Origin of the sequence: Methylobacterium sp. Leaf108, from assembly GCF_001423265.1 — a bacterium.
Classification (GTDB): domain Bacteria; phylum Pseudomonadota; class Alphaproteobacteria; order Rhizobiales; family Beijerinckiaceae; genus Methylobacterium.
Genome location: NZ_LMND01000023.1, coordinates 52063 through 70639, shown reverse-complemented (window position 1 = coordinate 70639; position 18577 = coordinate 52063). Strand labels below are relative to the sequence as shown.

At 70.9% G+C, this 18577-nt stretch carries 14 protein-coding genes; 9 read left to right on the top strand and 5 right to left on the bottom strand.

The annotated features are described in order from the left end of the window. Positions 1 to 30: 30 nt before the first annotated feature. Positions 31 to 987 carry a helix-turn-helix domain-containing protein gene (locus ASF39_RS11495; protein WP_056283980.1) on the bottom strand — a complete coding sequence of 319 codons (957 nt, stop codon included), beginning with the start codon at positions 985 to 987 and terminating at the stop codon, positions 31 to 33. A gap of 334 nt (positions 988 to 1321) precedes the next feature. Between ASF39_RS11495 and ASF39_RS11490 the strand changes: the two genes are divergently transcribed. Beyond that, complete coding sequence (locus tag ASF39_RS11490) at positions 1322 to 1651, top strand: multidrug efflux SMR transporter (RefSeq protein ID WP_055885479.1); 330 nt, start codon at positions 1322 to 1324, stop codon at positions 1649 to 1651. A gap of 96 nt (positions 1652 to 1747) precedes the next feature. Further along, a complete protein-coding gene (locus ASF39_RS11485) occupies positions 1748 to 2914 on the top strand; it encodes a serine hydrolase (protein WP_056283977.1) in 1167 nt (388 codons plus the stop codon). On the opposite strand, the gene ASF39_RS11480 is transcribed toward ASF39_RS11485, so the two are convergent. Further along, a complete protein-coding gene (locus ASF39_RS11480; protein WP_244472379.1) occupies positions 2891 to 4423 on the bottom strand; it encodes a DUF4105 domain-containing protein in 1533 nt (510 codons plus the stop codon). The genes ASF39_RS11485 and ASF39_RS11480 overlap by 24 nt on opposite strands. Positions 4424 to 4757: 334 nt before the next feature. Continuing rightward, positions 4758 to 5222, bottom strand: coding sequence for a tellurite resistance TerB family protein (locus tag ASF39_RS11475; RefSeq protein WP_055885472.1), 465 nt, complete (start codon positions 5220 to 5222; stop codon positions 4758 to 4760). A gap of 444 nt (positions 5223 to 5666) precedes the next feature. Between ASF39_RS11475 and edd the strand changes: the two genes are divergently transcribed. The 3 genes from edd to ASF39_RS11460 all read left to right on the top strand — a co-directional run bounded on the left by edd (position 5667) and on the right by ASF39_RS11460 (position 9030). Beyond that, complete coding sequence (gene edd, locus ASF39_RS11470; protein WP_056283974.1) at positions 5667 to 7490, top strand: phosphogluconate dehydratase; 1824 nt, start codon at positions 5667 to 5669, stop codon at positions 7488 to 7490. A 64-nt stretch (positions 7491 to 7554) separates the two neighbouring features. Continuing rightward, positions 7555 to 8172 (top strand): bifunctional 4-hydroxy-2-oxoglutarate aldolase/2-dehydro-3-deoxy-phosphogluconate aldolase, encoded by a 618-nt coding sequence (gene eda / locus ASF39_RS11465; RefSeq protein ID WP_056283971.1) that lies wholly within the window; start codon positions 7555 to 7557, stop codon positions 8170 to 8172. Positions 8173 to 8355: 183 nt separating this feature from the next. After that, positions 8356 to 9030 carry a L,D-transpeptidase gene (locus tag ASF39_RS11460; protein ID WP_056283969.1) on the top strand — a complete coding sequence of 225 codons (675 nt, stop codon included), beginning with the start codon at positions 8356 to 8358 and terminating at the stop codon, positions 9028 to 9030. 76 nt (positions 9031 to 9106) lie between these two features. On the opposite strand, the gene ASF39_RS11455 is transcribed toward ASF39_RS11460, so the two are convergent. Next, positions 9107 to 9430, bottom strand: a complete 324-nt coding sequence (locus tag ASF39_RS11455; RefSeq protein WP_055885461.1) for a hypothetical protein — start codon at positions 9428 to 9430, stop codon at positions 9107 to 9109. Positions 9431 to 9635: 205 nt separating this feature from the next. After that, a complete protein-coding gene (locus tag ASF39_RS11450; protein ID WP_055885459.1) occupies positions 9636 to 10124 on the bottom strand; it encodes a phasin in 489 nt (162 codons plus the stop codon). A 201-nt stretch (positions 10125 to 10325) separates the two neighbouring features. On the opposite strand from ASF39_RS11450, the gene ASF39_RS11445 reads away from it, so the two are divergent. The 4 genes from ASF39_RS11445 (at position 10326) to ASF39_RS11430 (ending at position 18448) form a co-directional block, all read left to right on the top strand. After that, positions 10326 to 12869: an ATP-binding protein gene (locus tag ASF39_RS11445; RefSeq protein ID WP_056283966.1), complete on the top strand. Its 2544-nt coding sequence runs from the start codon at positions 10326 to 10328 to the stop codon at positions 12867 to 12869. Positions 12870 to 12961: 92 nt separating this feature from the next. Beyond that, positions 12962 to 14251, top strand: coding sequence for an ABC transporter substrate-binding protein (locus ASF39_RS11440; protein WP_244472378.1), 1290 nt, complete (start codon positions 12962 to 12964; stop codon positions 14249 to 14251). Positions 14252 to 14426: 175 nt separating this feature from the next. Next, positions 14427 to 16376, top strand: a complete 1950-nt coding sequence (acs, locus tag ASF39_RS11435; RefSeq protein WP_056283963.1) for an acetate--CoA ligase — start codon at positions 14427 to 14429, stop codon at positions 16374 to 16376. 284 nt (positions 16377 to 16660) lie between these two features. Then, positions 16661 to 18448, top strand: coding sequence for an MFS transporter (locus tag ASF39_RS11430; RefSeq protein ID WP_056283959.1), 1788 nt, complete (start codon positions 16661 to 16663; stop codon positions 18446 to 18448). Positions 18449 to 18577: the final 129 nt, after the last annotated feature.

Here is an 18577-nt window from a genome sequence, read left to right as displayed (position 1 = left end):
CGAGCCCGGTTGGCGGAGGCCGCCGCCGGTTCAGGGGCGATCGGCGCGAAGCTCGCCGGGCGCGTGGCCGAACCGCTTGCGGAAGGCGCGGTTGAAGGTCGGCACGTCGGTGAAACCGCAGGCATAGGCGATGGTGGCGATCTTCGGCCGGTCGCCGGTCGGCGACGTCAGGCGCCGGTGCGCGCGCAGGAGGCGCGCCTCGCGGATGGCCGCCGCCACGCCGTCGGTGTCCGAAAACGCCCGGTAGAGATGGGCGCGGGAGAGCCCGAGCACCGTGTGGATCTCGTCGGGGTCGAGGCCGGGGTCGTGCATCCGCCGCGCGATATGGGCGCGGGCGAGGGCGAGCACCGCCTCGCGCGAGACCTGCACGCCGGATGGAGCGTGCGGATCCCGGGCGAGGTTACGCAGCATGTGCAGCACGCCTTCCACGGCGATCCGCGCCTCGTCCTCGGAGAGCCAGGCGACCGACGCGGCGAACGCGCGAAAACAGGTCTGGAACGCGCCGCTCGCGGCTTCATCCGCGATCAGGCGGCCTGCGAAGGCATCGGCCTCGCCGACCCAGGCCTCGAAGGTCCGGCGCGGCACGGCGAGCCGCAGTTCCTCGTAGTCGCAGTGCGTGCCCGCCACGAAGGGCCGGTTGCGCGACAGGAAGCTGACGGTTCCGGCCGCGATCCGTCCGCCGCGGCCGCGTTGCTCGTGATACCCGAGCCCGTCGAGCCCCAGGCCGACCACCACCGTCTCCGGGGCGTTCCGGTCGACGTGGCGGCGCCCGAACGTCAGCCCCACCGGGCTGCTGACCGTCCGCGTCATCACCCAGTCCGCCTGTGCGACGGCGAGGCGCCTGGCGCGGAACGGGCCGTCCGGACGCACGCGCGCCACGTCGCCGAAGGGGGCGAGGGCCGTGGAGCGCCAGAACTCGAACGCCCACCGGGCCTCGACCCGATCCGTCGTTTCGATGACGCTGGGAACGATCGCCAATCGCGACACGTGGCAAACTCCGGGGGGCGGCGGACGGATGGTCCCGGTCGGACGTGGTCCTGCAGATACCGGTGCGACGGGGTGTCGTTCCAGGTCACCCCGGTACCACACGGAACCGGTGCGATCCCATCGGGATGTTTGCACGCCTCCTGCGACGGCCGCCGCCTTCGGGAGGCAAGCCGAGGGCCACCGCTCCCGATGCGTGCGAGCCGGTAGGGGGTCGGGCAAAACCGGTCGCCGTCGCGCCCTCTCGAACCGGACTTTAACGGGTCCGGTTGCAATGGTCGGAGGCAAACATCATCCGGCGCTCCGTCGGCCCGCCGCTTCCACGGACGCCCTGCCCATGAACCCCTACCTGCTCCTCGCCTTCGCCATCAGCGCCGAGGTCACGGCCACCCTCGCCCTCAAGGCCGCCGACGGGCTGACCAAGCCGATCCCCACGATCATCGTGGCGGTGGGGTACGGCACGGCGTTCTGGCTGATGTCCAACAGCATGAACATGCTGCCGATCGGGGTGGTCTACGCCATCTGGGCCGGGGTCGGCATGGTCGGTGCGGCTCTCGGCGGCGCACTCCTGTTCGACGAGCCGATCTCCGTCACCATGATGGCCGGCATCGCCGTCATCGCCCTGGGCGTGGCGATCCTGGCATCGGGCCAGACCGCGCATCACTGAACCGGCGACGCGCGTACCACCGCCGCCATCGTGACCGCCGGGCGTCGCCGCACGCACGGCCCCACGTCGTCGTCCCGCGAGAAGGGTTGCCGTCAGGTGCATCCGTCCCCCAAGCGGCTCATTTCGCGGCTCGGCCTGCCGTTGCTCGGCCTGGGGGGCCTCGCATGGGCGGCCACGGCCGTCCTCGGGGTGCCGAATCCGGTCACCCTGGCGGCCCTGGCGGTCGTCGAACCCTCCGCCGCCGGAGCCTGGTTCGCGAGCCGACCGGTGGCGGCGTCGCGCACGCCGCGGATCCTCACCCTCGCACCCCGCCCGATCCTCGATCGTGTCCCCTGGAAGGACACGCTCGTCCCCCTCGGCGCCATGCTGGCGGCAACGCACACCAATGCCCTCCTGGTGACCCAGGACGGCGTCCTCGTCCACGAATGGTACCGTCCCGGCTTCGACGCCGAGACATCGTTCCCGTCCTGGTCGGTGGCGAAATCGGTGGTCTCGCTGCTGGTCGGACGGGCGATCGCCGATGGCCGGCTGAAGGAGACGGACCACGTCTCCGACCTCCTGCCCGACCTGCGCACGGCTCCGGTCTTCGGCCGCATCACCGTCGGCGACCTCCTCGACATGACCAGCGGCCTCGCGGTGCCGGAGAACTACGACCCCTGGCACCCGCTCGTCGGCACCGCGGGGATGTACCTGACGCGCGACCTGCGAGCCTTCGTGAGGGAGCACGCCGTGCTGTCGTCGAGCCCCGGCAGCACCGGGCAGTACCGCAGCATCGACACCCAGGTCCTGGGCCTGATCCTCGCCGAGGTCCACGGCAGGCCGCTGTCCGACCTCCTGTCGGAGCGGATCTGGAAGCCCATGGGGGCACAGGCGGACGCGAGCTGGAACCTCGACCGGCCGGGCGGGACGGAGAAGGCGTTCTGTTGCCTCAACGCGGTCGCCCGCGACTTCGCCCGCCTGGGGCTGATGGTGGCCGACCACGGCGCGGTCGGCTCGGCCAGCGTCGTCCCGCGGCGCTGGATCGAGCGGATCGAGACGCCGGCGCGTCGGGAGGTCGACGGCTGGCCCTACTCGGCGCAATGGTGGCACGTGCCGGAGGGCGACGACGATATCTCGGCCATCGGCGTCTACGGCCAATACGTCTACGTCAATCGCGATACCGGGACGGTCATCGTCAAGCTCAGCGACCACGGGGCCGAGCAGGACGAGGCCGACACGCTCGCGGTGATGCTGGCGATCTCACGCGACCTTCGGCGCCGCTGAGGCCTCGGCCGCCGCCAGCACGCCGCGCTTGCGCGCGACGGTCTCGGCCCGCCAGTTGCGCAACAGCCGCCGCCTGACGCCCTGCCAGCGGACGGCCGGGACCGGCGCGACGGGATCGACGAGCGCGCTCAGCGCCCGCGCATAATCGAGCACGAGGCCGGGCGTCCAGGTCATCGCGCCCGCGCCGTTGCGCATGAGCGCGGCCGCCCAGAATTCCGGGCTCAGGGCCGCCTGGGCCAGCCTGCGCCACGGCGTGCCGTCGCGGCTGAAGCTGCCCTCCACCGCGGCGTCGAGGGCGTTGGCGACCCCCGTCGAGCAGTTGCGCCCCACGAGGTTGTAGGTCGCGTCCCGGCGGTACGCCTCCCAGAAGGTGCGCAGGCGGGCGCCGTCGACGCCCGTGAGCGTGACCGTGACCGTGGCCTCGCACCAGTCGTCGGCCTCCTCGCGGTAGCTCGGCAGGAAACGACCCGAGACGTTGTTCTCGGGGCCCGCACGCAGGGTCGCGCGCAGGTTGCCCGGCGACCGGTCGATCTCCACGGCGGGGTAGTGGCTCACGTACAAGGGCCCGTCGCCGCCGGGCCGCCCCGCCAGCTCCAGCGCCGCGTGGCCGGTGGAGATGTGGCCGCCGCCGTTCACCGAGACGACGTAGCGATGCACCAGCCGCCGCCGGGCCGGGATCGTGGCCGTGCCGGTGGGCGTCCAGACGTAGACGGTGAGGGCGTCCGATCCGCTCGCCGGGGTCGAAGCCGGCATCTGTTCGGGCTCGCGCCGCAGGCGCAGGCCGAGCAGCGCGACCTTGATCCCGGCCAGAACCAGGAAGGCGCCGATGCTGAACCCCACCGTGCCGGCGTACCAGGTCGGCCAGGGCTGCAGGGTCAGGATCCCCAGGACCACGCCGAGCGCGCCATGCGCCACCGACCCGCGCCATCCGGGAAAGCGCAGCACCTGCGAGAGGACGATCCGCGACAGGCCGTCGAACAGGAAGGCCGTACCGAACAGCATCGCCAACAGGAACGTGCTCGAAGAGGACGCCAGGATCGTCAGCACCGCGACCACGAGGAGCAGCCCGGCCTTGAGAAGGCGCAGGCGCCGGGCGGCGCCGGTGGCGACGAGGCCGCGCACCAGCGAGCTCACCGCCTCGATCACGAGAAGGAGGCCGAACCAGCGGTCCGGCACATGCGTGGCGCCGTCGAGGGCGTCGATCACCAGGGCGCCGCCCAGCGCCGCCCAGGCCAGGCCCGCGCCCGTGACGAGCCCCCAGCGCCGATGGACCGCCTCGCGTCCGACCAGCAGCAGCCAGAGGGGCAGTGCCCCCGGGCTCGGCGAGGCGCCGGACGAATCCGCGAACATGCCCTCGACCGAATCGCTCCCGCGCTTGGCCGACGCGAGACCCGACAGCCCCTGTTCTTTCGGGCTGAGCGGCACCGCGGGCGGCGCTCCGTCTCGGGGTGCGGCGTCCCCTGCCGGGGCGGCACCGGGCGGCTGGGATGGCTGGAACGACAGGGTCACGCGTCACCTCTCCCCGAGCGCGGCATCGGCGGCCGGCAAGGGTGCTTCGGGGCAAGGGTGCTGTGGGGCAAGGTTGCTTCGGAGCAAGAGACTTCGGGGCAATAGCTTGCAGGAAAGGACAGATCGATGAAGAAATCGTGGCGGCCACGCCCTTTTCCCTCGGCATGAGGGACCTTTGTCGACCGACCTCGGGTGCCGGGACGTTGGTGTCCGGCGGACCGGACAGGCCGCGCGGCCCGGCGGGCACAGGGCGTGGACGCCGTCGCCGGCCACCGGCGAACACCGAGGCCGGCGGCAGGGACAGGCCGCCACGCTGCGGGCTCGCGCCGCCGCGTCAGGGCGCGGGCACGACCTTGACCGGAGAGGCGCGGAGCAGGGCCTCCATGTCGACGGCGAGGGCGGCGGCGACCTCCGCCAGGGCCTTGCGCTCGACGTCGCTGATGCCCTCGTGGTCGGCGACGTCGGCGGCGATGAGGAACACGTTGTTGCGCTGCTCGATGTCCCGGTCGACGATGGCGGCCACCCGGCCGAGGTTCTCGGCGCGCCCGGCGCGGGTGCGGGCCCGGGCGATGCCGTCGAACAGCTCGGTCTCCAGCATCAGCGTGTCGTAGCCCTTCTGCAGGATCGGGTTGGCGCGCATGCCCGCCAGGGCGGTCTCCACCTCCTCGTCGTCGACCTCGCTGTCGGCGACGATGACGTTCGAGGCCGCGGAGACGGCGGCCAGCATCAGCGCCTTGTCGCCGACGTAGGCTGTGACGCTCTGGGTGAACCGATCGACGAGATCGTGGAAAAGGCTCATCGTGAACTCCTGGACGGATGGGTCGGCGACGGCTGGATCGGCCTGAGGGTCCTTCTGTCGGAATGGGGCAGCGATGGATAGGTCTCGCGCCGCTCGCGGACGCGAGAGTGGATCGGGCCGAGGGTCGTTGGGCCATGGATCGTCGGGCAGGGGTCGATCGGGCAGGGGTCGATCGGGACAGACCGCCCGGGGCGGCGCGACGGAGGCCGGATCGGGCGGGATTGGCGTGAAACCTGCTCGACCCCGGCGGTCATCGACGGCGGCCGCCGTTGATTGGACCGGCGATCGACCGATCTATCCCAGGAGATCGCCCGTCGCGGCGAAGATCGTGAACGGGCTTTTTCACGCGCGCAAGGCAGGCTCGCCCCCGGGGCGGGGGCCTGCAGGGGCGGAGCCCGCAAGGTAGGACATGGCAAGGTAGGACATGGCAGGGCAGGACACGGCATGACCGAGCTTCACCCCGAGATCGCCGCCGTCACCGAGCGGGTCGTCTCGCGCTCCCAGCGTTCGCGAACGGCCTACCTCGACCTGATCGCCCGCGAGCGCGATTCGGGCGTCCATCGGCCGATGCTCAACTGCGGCAACCTCGCCCACGGCTTTGCCGCCTCGGGCGAGGACAAGCCGGCGATCAAGGCGGGCCGGTCGATGAACATCGGCATCGTCACCGCCTACAACGACATGCTCTCGGCGCATCAGCCCTACGGACGGTACCCGGAGCAGATCAAGCTGTTCGCCCGCGAGGTCGGGGCGACGGCGCAGGTGGCCGGCGGCGTGCCGGCGATGTGCGACGGCGTCACCCAAGGCCAGCGCGGCATGGAGCTGTCGCTGTTCTCGCGCGACACCATCGCGCTCTCCACCGCCGTCGCCCTCAGCCACGGCATGTTCGACGGCGCGGCGCTGCTCGGCATCTGCGACAAGATCGTGCCGGGCCTCCTGATCGGAGCCCTGCGCTTCGGCCACCTGCCGATGATCCTGATCCCGGCCGGGCCGATGCCCTCCGGGCTCGCCAACAAGGAGAAGCAGCGCATCCGCCAGCTCTATGCCGAGGGCAAGGTCGGGCGCGACGAACTCCTGGAGAGCGAGTCGGCCTCTTACCACGGGGCCGGCACCTGCACCTTCTACGGCACCGCCAATTCCAACCAGATGATGATGGACGTGATGGGCCTGCACATGCCCGGCGCCTCCTTCATCAACCCGGGCACCAAGCTGCGCCAGGCGGTGACGCGGGCGGCCGTCCATCGCCTCGCGGCCATCGGCGCGCAGGGCAACGCATACCGGCCGCTGGGGCGCTGCGTCGACGAGAAGGCGATCGTGAACGCCGTGGTCGGCCTGCTCGCCACGGGGGGCTCCACCAACCACGCCATCCACCTGCCGGCGATCGCCCGCGCCGCCGGCATCGTCCTCGACTGGGAGGATTTCGACCGGCTCTCGGCGGTGGTGCCGCAGGTGGCCAAGGTCTATCCCAACGGCTCGGGCGACGTGAACCACTTCCATGCCGCCGGCGGCATGAGCTACGTCATCGCCAGCCTGATCGACGCCGGGCTGTTGCACGACGACATCCTCACGGTGGCCGGCACGCGCCTGCGCGACCACGCCCGCGACCCCAAGCTGATCGAGGACGACCTCGTCTTCGAGGACGCCCCCGACCGCTCGCACGACGAGTCGATCCTGCGCGCGCCGGCCAACGCCTTCAAGGCCGACGGCGGCATGCGGCTGGTCCAGGGCAACCTCGGCCGGGCCACCTTCAAGACCAGCGCGGTCGATCCCGAGCGCTGGACGGTGGAGGCCCCGGCCCGTGTCTTCGACGACCAGGACGACGTGCTCGCCGCGTTCAAGGCCGGGGAACTCGAACGCGACGTGGTGGTGGTCGTGCGCTTCCAGGGCCCCAAGGCCAACGGCATGCCCGAACTGCACAAGCTCACGCCCCAGCTCGGCGTGCTCCAGGACCGGGGCTTCCGGGTGGCGCTGGTCACCGACGGGCGGATGTCGGGGGCGTCGGGCAAGGTGCCCGCGGCGATCCACCTGAGCCCCGAGGCCCTGGGCGGCGGCCCTCTGGCCAAGCTGCGCGACGGCGATCGCGTGCGCCTCAGCGCGGAGGAGGGGAGCCTGGTCGCCCTGGTCGATCCGGCGGAATGGGCCGCCCGCAAGGACGCGGTGGCGCCCCCTCCGGCCTTCGGCACCGGGCGCGAGCTCTTCGCCTTCATGCGCCAGGGGGCGGACGGGGCCGAGCAGGGCGCCTCCGCGATGCTGGCGGCGGCCGGCCTGTAAGTCGCGCCTCCGCCCTCCCCGCGACAGGGGAGGGCACCGACACCTTCAGCCGAGGATACTTCCGATGTCCGCCATCGACGCCCTGATGCGCTCCGTCCCCGTGATCCCCGTCCTCGTGGTGGAGAATGCCCGCGACGCCATCCCCATCGCGCAAGCACTGGTGGAGGGGGGACTCACCGCCCTCGAAGTCACCCTGCGCACGCCCGCCGCCCTCGAGGTCATCCGCGAGATGGCCACGGTGGAGGGCGCGGTCGTGGGCGCCGGCACCGTCCTGAACGGCAGGGACCTCGACGCCGCGCTCGCGGCCGGCGCGCGTTTCGTCGTCAGCCCCGGCCTCACCGATCCGCTGACCAGGGCCGCCCTCGACAGCGGAATTCCCTATCTGCCGGGCATCGCCAATGCGGCCGACATCATGCGCGGGCTCGACCACGGGCTCGACCGGTTCAAGTTCTTTCCCGCGGAGGCCGCCGGCGGCCTGAAGGCGCTCAAGGCCCTGGCAGGGCCGTTCGGTCAGGTCCGGTTCTGCCCCACCGGCGGCATCACCGAGGCCTCGGCCCCGGAGTGGCTCGCGTTCAAGTCCGTCCTGTGCGTCGGGGGGAGCTGGGTGGTTCCGGCCGGCACCCCGGACCCCGACACGATCCGGCGCAACGCCGCGGCGGCGGCCGGGCTGCGCACCGCCTGACGGGCACTGCGGATCGCGGCGGCGGCCCGACGTTTCGACGGCGACATTGCCTTCGATCGCCGCCAGACATCCGCCTTTCACCATTCGTCCATCGCGGTGCGCGAAAACACGACAGACCAGGGAACCCGCCGCCTATGCCCACGCTTGTATGGCAAAGGTTATCGCGCAGGTAAGGGTTCCATCATGAAGACCTTGGCTACGGCCCTCGCGGGCGTTCTCGGTGCAGGCGTCATCGGGATCTGTGTTCTCGGCGCGTCACCGGTCACGGCAGCGCCCTACGATCCATTCGAGACCAACGCCGGCGAGGAATACTACTCGGATCCGGCCTACGACCCCTATACCGCGCCGCGCGGCGTCGAGCCGGGCTACGGATCGCGGGGCTATTCGGTCCAGGCGGCACCCCAGGCGCAGGTGGCGCCGATCCCCCGCGAGCTCGTCGCGTTCAATGCCAACTACAAGCCGGGCACCATCGTCGTCTCCACCGCCGAGCGGCGCCTGTACTTCGTGCTGCCGGGTGGCGAGGCGATCCGTTACGGCGTCGGCGTCGGGCGCCCCGGCTTCACCTGGTCCGGCACCAAGACCGTGACCGCCAAGCGCGAGTGGCCGTCGTGGACGCCCCCGGCCGCGATGCTGGCCCGTCGTCCCGACCTGCCGCGCTACATGGCCGGCGGTGTCGAGAACCCGCTCGGTGCCCGTGCGATGTACATCGGCAATACCGAGTACCGCATCCACGGCTCCAACGAGCCCGACACGATCGGCCAGGCGGTCTCGTCCGGCTGCATCCGGATGACCAACGAGGACGTCACCGATCTCTACGAGCGCGTGAAGGTCGGCGCCAAGGTCGTCGTCCTGAACTGAACCGCGGTTCTTCCGAATCTGCAGAACGGCCGCGTCGCCCTCACGGGGCGGCGCGGCCGTCTTGCGTTCCGATATCCTACGGGACCACCCGTCCCACCGCCGTCTGCGGCGCGCTGAAGGAGGCGATCGGCATGTCGCAGAAGCAGCGGGCGCCGAGCGGCCTCGGCCCGGGCAGCGGGCAGGAGAACGGCTGCAGCCCGGAGATGCCGGACTGGACGGCGTCGCAGTTCAGTCCGACGGCGCGGCGGCGCGGCGGCGGACGGTCGTAGCCGTCGTCCTCCTGGTAGCGGGGCGGCGGCGGACGGTCGTAGCCGCCGTAGTACTGGGCGCTGGCCGTCTGCGATCCGATGGCGCTGGCGAGGATCACGGCGCTGAGACCGATTCGATAGGCAAGACGCATGGCTGTGGTCGCCCCTGTGAGGATCCGGCCCCCGAGAACGCGATGTGCGGGCCGCGAGGCAGGCGTTATGGCCCCGCCATGCCGGAAAAAAGGCGGCGCCCGGCGCCGGACCCCGAAAACCTGTCGGACATGAAAGGGCCCGCCCCATGGCGTGGGGCGGGCCGGCCGTCACGGACGGATTCACGGACGGACTTGGGTCCGCGAATCAGTTGGTGGCGTTGCGGGCGGCGTTCTGCATGTCCTCGCCGGCCTTGCGAGCCTGCTCGGTACCCTGCTCCATGGCCTGGCGGGCCTGCTGGGCGCCCTGCTCCATGGCGGACTTCGCCTTCTCGGCGCTCTGCTGCATCACCGACTGGGCGAGGCCACCGAACTCCTTGGCCTGGGCCTGGATCGCGGCGAACTGGTTGCGCACAAACTCGGCCTGGTGCTGCATCGCCTCCTGGACGTCGCGGGAGCGCACGAGCTTCTGGGCGAGGTCGAAGGCGGCGGTCACGTTCTGCTCGGCGAACTCGAAGCCGCGGGCCGACATGTCCTGGGCGCTGGTGCGGGCGGTCTCGGTGGAGCCGTGGACCGTCTCGGCGGTCTTGCGGGCGGCGCCGATGAAGGAATCGAAAGCCTTGCGAGCCTGATCGACACTCTTCTCGGCGAAATCGCGCATCTCGGCGGGAACCTCGTAGGACGGAATGTTGCTCATGATCGTCTCCTCGGACTTGCTTGTTGATGCATCGTTGTGCGCTGCACAATAACACGCTCGTTCGCCTATGACAGCCGGGCCGAGCGCATTAAGGTTGACATCGCGTAAACGTGTGTTGGCTCCCTTAGGTGCCGACATCCTGGTGCGCAATGCCGTACTAACGGTCGCAGACCGCATTGGTGTGACGCAAAACGGGTTTGAATGTCCAATCGGGAGCAGCGCGAGGATCGCGATGGTGGCGCCGATGCCCTCGGCGTGGTTTTGGCGCGGTGGGCCGACGACCGCCGGCTCGGCCCGCTCCTGGCCGCGCCGGCCTGTGCGCTGCTGATCCTCGACGCGGCTGCGGAAGCGATCCTCCATGCGTCCGAGGCGGCCGCCCCCCTGCGGGCGGGACTGGCCGGGGCCGGCGATCGCATCGACCCTGCGGTCGGGCTGAAGGCCCAGGTCGGCCGGATCGGGCTGAGCGGCGACGGTCCGGCCCTGGCCCGGCTCCAGTTCGATCGCCGCCGTATCCAGCCCTCCGCCACCTGCCTCGTCGTCAGGGCGGACGGGGAGGGCGGCCCCGTCATCGCGTTGATCGTCACCGGCCGTCTCCCCCGCCTCCGGCCCGCGGCCGAAGCGCCGGTCGGTCGGCGGGTCGTGCCACCCGCGGCCCAGCCGGAACCCGAGGCGGAGCCGACGATACCGGCCGAGGGGCCGGCGCGCTTCACCTGGCGCAGCGACGGCGAGGATCGCCTCGGCGCGATCGCAGGCCCGGCCGGTGCGCTGGTGCAATCGGCGATGCTCGGCGCATCGTGGCAGGGCCTCGCCGAATCGCGGGTGCTGACCGATGCCGAGGGGTTGCTCGCCGCGCTGGCGCAGCAACGGACCTTCCGGGCGATCTCCCTCGTCCTGCGCCGGCCGGGCTTCCCGGCTCGGTTCGAGATGGAGCTTTCCGGGACGCCCCTGGCCCGCGCCGGGCAACCGTTCTCGGGCTACGGCGGCTTCGGGCTGCTGCGCCCGCTCCCCGTCGACGAGCGCCCTGCCGAGCCGCCGGACGATCCGGCTCCGCAGGCTTCGGATCCGGTGACGGAGCCGGCCGTGTCCGTGATCGCCGACGGCCCGACGCCACCGCCAGCGGACGAGCCCGTCGAGATCGGAGCGGCGGCGTCCGATCCGCATCTGTCGGGCGACGAGCACGATGCCTTTCGCGAGATCGCGCGGGCGCTCGGCGCGCGCTTCGCCGGCGACGAACCCGACCGGACCGCGGAAAGGCGCGACGGTCCCGGCGGCGACGTGATGCCGTTTCCCGCCCCCGTTCCGCGGGCGCCCGAACCGGACGCGCCCGGCGACGAGGCGCGCGCCGATCCGATCGCGATCCTGGTCCGGCTCCCGGCGGCGGTGCTGGTCTGCCGCGCCGGACATCCGATCTTCGCCAACCCGACGATGCTGACGCTGGCGGGTTTCGCCGACATCGACGGCCTGGTGGCCGCCGGGGGGCTCGCGCGCCTGTTCCATGGCCGGCCACCGGAGGACCTGGCGCGGGTGGAAAGCCCGGCGCTGCTGTTCCGCCGCGAGGGCGGCAGCGTCGGCGTGTCGGTGTCGCGCTGCGAGATCCCGTGGCAGGGCGGATCGGCCGAGCTGCTTCTGATCCGCGAGGTCGCCGCCGAGGCCCCCGACGTCGCCCTCGCCGCGGCGCGGGTGGCGCAGGACTTCGCGGGACGCCGGTCCGCCGAGGTCCTGGCCGTGCTCGACAGCCTCGACGACGGCGTCGTCACCCTCGATGCCGCCGGCCGCATCCTCGGCGTCAACAGGCCGGCGGCGCGGCTGCTCGGCCTCGATGCGCGCGAGGTCGTCGGCGCGGGGGTCGCGTCGCTGTTGTCCGGCGTCGCCCACCGCCCCGGCGCGCGGGTGCCGGACGGCCCGGAGCCGCGCCAGGTCGTCGTCGAGGGCGCGAACGGCCCGCTCACCCTCCAGATGCGCCGTGTCCCCCTGAGCGGAGCAGGCGAGAGACGATCGCTCCTGCTGCTGCGCGCGATGCAGACGGAGGCGGAGCCGGACCGGGCAGCGGCCGGGCTGAAGTCCGAGATCCTCGCCAAGATCAACCACGAGGTCCGCCCCCCCCTCGACGGCATCCTCGGCTTCACCGACGCGATGCTCACCGAGCAGTTCGGCCCCTTGGAGAACGAGCGGTACCGGGAGTGCCTGCACGACATCCGGGCGTCCGGAGAGCACGTGCTCGCCGTCGTCAAGGATCTCGCCGATCTGGCGAGCCTCGAGGCCGGGCGGCGGGACCTCGCCTTCACCGAGGTGCCGCTCAACGACATCGTGTCGAGTTGCGTGGCGATGATGCTCCCGCAGGCCGCCAGGGACCGGATCGTGATCCGCACAAGCTTCTCCGAGAACCTGACGCGCCTCGTGGCCGACGAGCCCTCGGTGCGCCAGGCGGCCCTGAACGTGATCGCCAACGCCATCCGCTTCACCCAGGCGGGCGGGCAGGTGATCGTCTCCACCACCATGGCCGACCGCGGCGAGATCGCCCTGCGGGTCCGCGACACCGGCGTCGGCATGACGCCCGACGAGGTCGAGACCGTGCTCGAGCCCTACCGCAAGACCGCCGCGCCGACGCCGCGGGGCAGCACCGGCCTCGGCCTGCCGCTGACCAAGGCCCTGGTGGAGGCCAACCGCGGGCGCCTGCGCATCACCAGCCACAAGGACGAGGGCACCCTCGTCGAGATGCTGTTCCCCCCGGCCCTCAGCGCCTGAACCGGCGCCCGCGACGCCCTTGCCAGGGCGCCCGGGCCGTGGTTCGCCCTCCGGTACCGGTCTGGACCGGTGCGGGGCGGGGAGCGAGCGGCATGGCCAGATCTGCGGGATGGATCGCCGGCATCGCCGCGATGCTGGCGGCCACGACCGCCTTGGGCGAGCCGCTGGTGGTGGCGCTGCTGACCGACCGCACCGGGCCGGCGGCCGCGAGCGGCACCCGCATCGCCAACGGTGCGCGCGACTACCTCACGATGCTCGACCGGCGCGACGGCGGCGTCGCGGGCCGCCCCCTCACGATCCTCGAATGCGAGGTCGGTGCCGATGAGGCGAAGGCCGCCGCCTGCCACGGACAGGCCGTGGCGGCCGGCGCCGTCGTGGTGCTGGCCACCGAACGGGCGACAACGCGGGCGCTGGCCGCCGTCGCCGGGCGAGCCCGCGTTCCGATGCTGTCCCTGGCGGACGGGTTCGCCGTGGCCACCCGCGGCGACGTGATGCCCTGGCTGTTCAACCCGTCGGACGCGACCCTGGGCGGCATCACCGTCGCCGTTCGTGCCATCGCCGATCTCACAGGGCGCGAAGCCGACCTGACGGGCCTCTCGATCGGGCTGGTCCACGACGCCGAGACGGCGGATCCCGCCTCCCTCGACGTGATGCGCGACCTCGCCGCCCGGCTCGGCTTCACGCCGAGGTTCTACGCACTGTCCGGCGAGGCCGGCGGCCTGCGCGACCTGGGACCGCAGCGCCCGGACTATCTGGTCCTGCTCGGGCGCGGCCCGAAGGCGGACACGGCCGTCGAGGACGCCCTGGCGGCGGGCATGCCGCCGGACAGGCTGGTGGCCCTGCACTGGCCCGACGACACCGTGCTGCACCGGCTCGGCACGGGCGCGCGCGGGTTCCGCGAGGTCAGCCGCCACGCCTTCGGCGACCACTTCCCGGCCTTCGACGAGATCGACGTGCACGTCATCGACCGCGGCCTCTCGCGCACGCCAAAAGACGGTTCCGGCGAACCTCTCTACAACCGCGGCGTCTACGGCGCGGTCCTCCTCGCCGAGGCGATCCGGGGGCATGGGCGAACACAGGGCGGCCTCACGGGCGACGGGATCAGGCGGGGGTTCGAGACCCTGTCCATCGATGGCATTCGCTGGAAGGAGCTCGGGCTCGCGGGCTTCGCCCGTGCGGTGAGCTTCGATTGCCGCGACCACGGCGGCCGTCCCGCCCTGTCGCTGCAGACCTGGGACGGGGCGAAATGGGCGCCTTCGGTGGCGCCGATCGCGCAGGAGCGCGCCCTCGTCGATGCCCGCCTCGACACCCTCGTCATCGCCTTCCGCGCCGCCCATCCCGACTGGCCGGCCCGGACCGAGCCCTGCGCCGATCGCAGCTGACGCCGCCGCCGCGATCGTGACCGGCACTCCGGGAGGGAGGGTGGCTCAGCACTTGTCCCGATTGACGTTTTTGCCCTTGCCGCCGCCCTGTGCGCACGCCTAAGAACGGCACTGGAAGCACCGGCTGCGCGCGTTGTCGCGATACGATCGGGCACCGGGAACAGGGAAACGCGCGATGGACGAGAAGGTCGTGGACGTCAGCCCGGCATGGAGCGACGGCGCCCGTGTCGACAACGCCGGATATCTGGCGATGTACGAGGCGTCGGTGAGGGACCCGGAAGCGTTCTGGGCCGAGCACGGCAAGCGCATCGACTGGTCGACGCCCTATTCGCGCGTCAAGGCCACGAGCTTCGCTCCCGGCAACGTCTCGATCAAATGGTTCGAGGACGGCCGCACCAACGTCGCCGTCAATTGCATCGACCGCCATCTCAAGAGCCGCGGCGACCAGGTGGCGATCATCTGGGAAGGCGACGACCCGAACGAATCCAAGCACATCACCTACCGGGAGCTCCACGCGGAGGTCTGCCGGATGGCCAACGTGCTGCGCAATCGCGGCGTCTCCAAGGGCGACCGGGTCACCCTCTACCTGCCGATGATCCCCGAGGCGGCCTACGCGATGCTGGCCTGCGCCCGGCTCGGCGCCATCCATTCCATCGTGTTCGGCGGGTTCTCGCCCGATTCGCTGGCCGGCCGCATCGAGGGCTGTGCCTCCAAGCTCGTCATCACCGCCGACGAGGGCCTGCGCGGCGGCCGCAAGGTCCCGCTCAAGACCAACGTCGATGCGGCGCTGGCCCGGCTCGGGCCCGATGCCGTCGACCACGTCGTGGTGGTGCGCCGCACCGGCACCTCCGTGCCGATGGAGCCGGGCCGCGACGTCTATTACGACGAGGCCGCCGCCCAGGTCACCGACGATTGCCCGGCCGAGCCCGTGGAGGCCGAGCATCCGCTCTTCATCCTCTACACCTCGGGTTCCACCGGCCAGCCCAAGGGCGTGGTCCACACCACCGGCGGCTACCTCGTCTACGCCGCGATGACGCACGAATACGTCTTCGATTACCGCGAGGGCGAAGTCTACTGGTGTACCGCCGACGTCGGCTGGGTCACCGGTCACAGCTATATTGTCTACGGGCCGCTCGCCAACGGCGCGACCACGCTGATGTTCGAGGGCATCCCCACCTATCCCACCAACTCCCGCTTCTGGGACGTGGTCGACAAGCACAAGGTCAACATCTTCTACACCGCCCCCACCGCGATCCGCTCGCTCATGGGCGGCGGCGAGGGCCCCGTGAAGAAGACCTCGCGGGCGAGCCTGCGCGTGCTCGGCTCGGTGGGCGAACCGATCAACCCGGAGGCGTGGGACTGGTACTACCGGGTGGTCGGCGACTCGCGCTGCCCCATCGTCGACACCTGGTGGCAGACCGAGACCGGCGGCATCCTGATCACGCCGCTGCCCGGTGCCACCAAGCTCAAGCCCGGCTCAGCGACGCGGCCGTTCTTCGGGGTGCAGCCGCTGATCGTGGATGCCGAGGGCAAGGCCCTCGACGGCCCCTGCGAGGGCAACCTCTGCATCGCGGACAGCTGGCCGGGCCAGATGCGCACGGTCTACGGCGACCACGAGCGCTTCGAGCAGACCTACTTCTCGACCTATCCCAACCTCTATTTCACCGGCGACGGCTGCCGGCGCGACGCCGACGGCTATTACTGGATCACCGGCCGCGTCGACGACGTCATCAACGTGTCGGGCCATCGCATGGGTACGGCCGAGGTCGAATCGTCCCTGGTGGCGCACCCCAAGGTCTCGGAGGCGGCGGTGGTGGGCTACCCCCACAGCCTCAAGGGCCAGGGCATCTACGCCTACGTCACCCTCATGGAGGGCGAGGAGGGGTCGGACGCGCTCCGCAAGGAACTCGTGACCTGGGTCCGCAAGGACATTGGGCCGATCGCGTCGCCGGACCTGATCCAGTTCGCGCCGGGACTTCCCAAGACCCGCTCGGGCAAGATCATGCGCCGGATCCTGCGCAAGATCGCCGAAGACGAGTTCTCGGCGCTCGGCGACACCTCGACCCTCGCCGAACCGGCCGTGGTCGACGACCTGATCGAGAACCGTCAGAACCGGGCCCAATAGACTCCGAGAGCGCGGCTGCCGGGCACTTGCGACCCTCTCCGGCAGCCGCGTTCGCGCAAAGCTGTTACAAAATGCTTTGCGTCGATGGTAAATTTCCTTTTCACTGTTGGGCCCGGTCAAACCTTGCGGTAACTTGGCCGTATCGGTATCGCCGCGTGGCGGAAATGCGGGTCCCGCCGCATCCCGTCGACACAGACGCGGCGGCGATCGACGCCTAATCTGAACCGCGCCGGGTCCGGCGCATCGCGACAATCAAAACAAAAGATCTTGGGAGGGACGGGGCCATGGCTGTTGCAAGTGCGACACCGGTGACGGAGGAGGCGGCGCGACCGATGAGCGCCGGAGAGAAGAAGGTCATCCTGGCCTCGTCGCTGGGGACCGTCTTCGAATGGTACGACTTCTATCTCTACGGTTCGCTCGCCGCGATCATCGGCGCGCAGTTCTTCTCGGCCTATCCGGAAGCCACCCGCAACGTCTTCGCGCTGCTCGCCTTCGCCGCGGGCTTCCTCGTGCGCCCCTTCGGCGCCCTGGTGTTCGGCCGGCTCGGCGACCTCGTCGGCCGCAAGTACACCTTCCTCGTCACCATCCTGATCATGGGCATCTCGACCTTCGTCGTCGGCCTGCTGCCCTCCTACGCCACCATGAACGAGTACGGCATCGGCTGGGTCGCCCCCGTGGCGCTCCTCGCCCTGCGCATGCTCCAGGGTCTGGCGCTCGGTGGTGAATACGGCGGCGCCGCCGTCTACGTGGCCGAGCACGCCCCCCGCGGCCGTCGCGGCTTCTACACCGCCTTCATCCAGACCACGGCGACCCTCGGGCTGCTGCTGTCGCTGATGGTGATCCTGTTCACCCAGATCTACGTGAACGCCAACTACGTCCCCGTGGCCACCACCCTGGCCGATGGCACCGCCGGCACGATCACGCCGTTCGCCGCCTGGGGCTGGCGCATTCCGTTCCTGGTCTCGATCGTGCTGCTCGGCATCTCGGTCTGGATCCGCCTGCAGATGCAGGAGAGCCCGGCCTTCAAGAAGATGAAGGAAGAGGGCACCGGCTCGAAGGCGCCGCTCTCGGAGGCCTTCGGCCAATGGCGCAACGCCAAGTGGGCGCTGCTCGCGCTCCTCGGCCTCACCGCCGGCCAGGCAGTGGTCTGGTACACCGGCCAGTTCTACGCGCTGTTCTTCCTCCAGACGATCCTGAAGGTCGACCAGTTCACGGCCAACGTGCTCATCGCCTGGTCGCTCATCCTCGGCACCGGCGGGTTCCTGTTCTTCGGCTCGCTCTCCGACAAGATCGGCCGCAAGCCGATCATCCTCGGCGGTTGCGTGATCGCGGCCCTGACCTTCTTCCCGCTGTTCAAGGCGCTGACCGCTGCGGCCAACCCGGCCCTGCACGCGGCCCAGCAGAACACGCAGGTGGTGGTCAAGGCCGACCCGGCGGATTGCTCCTTCCAGTTCAATCCGGTGGGAACGGCCAAGTTCACCAACTCGTGCGACATCGCCAAGGCGCTGCTCGCCCGCTCCGCGGTGAACTACACCACCGAGCCGGTCGCCGCCGGCACCAAGGCCACCGTGACCGTCGCCGGCAAGGAGTTCGCCGCCGCCGATCCGGCCTTCGCCAAGGACGTGGGTGCAGCGCTGACCGCCGCCGGCTACCCGACGGCCACCAACCCGAGCATCGTGAAGATCGCCATCGACCCGAAGGACGGCCTGTCGAACTTCGCCAAGATGATCGACATCTTCACGGTCCAGAAGCTGACCATCATCGGCATCCTGACGATCCTCGTCCTCTACGTGACGATGGTCTACGGCCCGATCGCGGCGGCGCTGGTGGAGCTGTTCCCGACGCGTATCCGCTACACCTCGATGTCGCTGCCCTACCACATCGGCAACGGCTGGTTCGGCGGCCTGCTGCCGGCCACCGCCTTCGCCATGGTGGCCCAGACCGGCGACATCTACTTCGGGCTCTGGTACCCGATCGTCATCGCCCTCGCGACCGCGGTCATCGGTGCCCTCTTCATCCCGGAGACCAAGGACCGCGATATCTTCACCTACGACGAGGCGCCCACGCGCTGAGGTGAACCGCACCGCGACATGAGAAAAGGCCCCGTCTCGCGACGGGGCCTTTTTTCTTTTGGGGCGGGCCGGCCTGCGCCGGATCGCAGGGGCACCGCCCGAAGCTCGGGGTCATACGACATCCGTTCG

What these genes read in the sequence shown, in the direction of transcription:
- ASF39_RS11455 (WP_055885461.1), bottom strand. Translation starts at nt 9,430, where the DNA reads ATGCGTCTTGCCTATCGAATCGGTCTCAGCGCCGTGATCCTCGCCAGC.
- ASF39_RS11430 (WP_056283959.1), top strand. Translation starts at nt 16,661, where the DNA reads ATGGCTGTTGCAAGTGCGACACCGGTGACGGAGGAGGCGGCGCGACCG.
- acs (WP_056283963.1), top strand. Translation starts at nt 14,427, where the DNA reads ATGGACGAGAAGGTCGTGGACGTCAGCCCGGCATGGAGCGACGGCGCC.
- ASF39_RS11445 (WP_056283966.1), top strand. Translation starts at nt 10,326, where the DNA reads ATGTCCAATCGGGAGCAGCGCGAGGATCGCGATGGTGGCGCCGATGCC.
- ASF39_RS11460 (WP_056283969.1), top strand. Translation starts at nt 8,356, where the DNA reads ATGAAGACCTTGGCTACGGCCCTCGCGGGCGTTCTCGGTGCAGGCGTC.
- ASF39_RS11450 (WP_055885459.1), bottom strand. Translation starts at nt 10,124, where the DNA reads ATGAGCAACATTCCGTCCTACGAGGTTCCCGCCGAGATGCGCGATTTC.
- ASF39_RS11440 (WP_244472378.1), top strand. Translation starts at nt 12,962, where the DNA reads ATGGCCAGATCTGCGGGATGGATCGCCGGCATCGCCGCGATGCTGGCG.
- ASF39_RS11475 (WP_055885472.1), bottom strand. Translation starts at nt 5,222, where the DNA reads ATGAGCCTTTTCCACGATCTCGTCGATCGGTTCACCCAGAGCGTCACA.
- eda (WP_056283971.1), top strand. Translation starts at nt 7,555, where the DNA reads ATGTCCGCCATCGACGCCCTGATGCGCTCCGTCCCCGTGATCCCCGTC.
- edd (WP_056283974.1), top strand. Translation starts at nt 5,667, where the DNA reads ATGACCGAGCTTCACCCCGAGATCGCCGCCGTCACCGAGCGGGTCGTC.
- ASF39_RS11490 (WP_055885479.1), top strand. Translation starts at nt 1,322, where the DNA reads ATGAACCCCTACCTGCTCCTCGCCTTCGCCATCAGCGCCGAGGTCACG.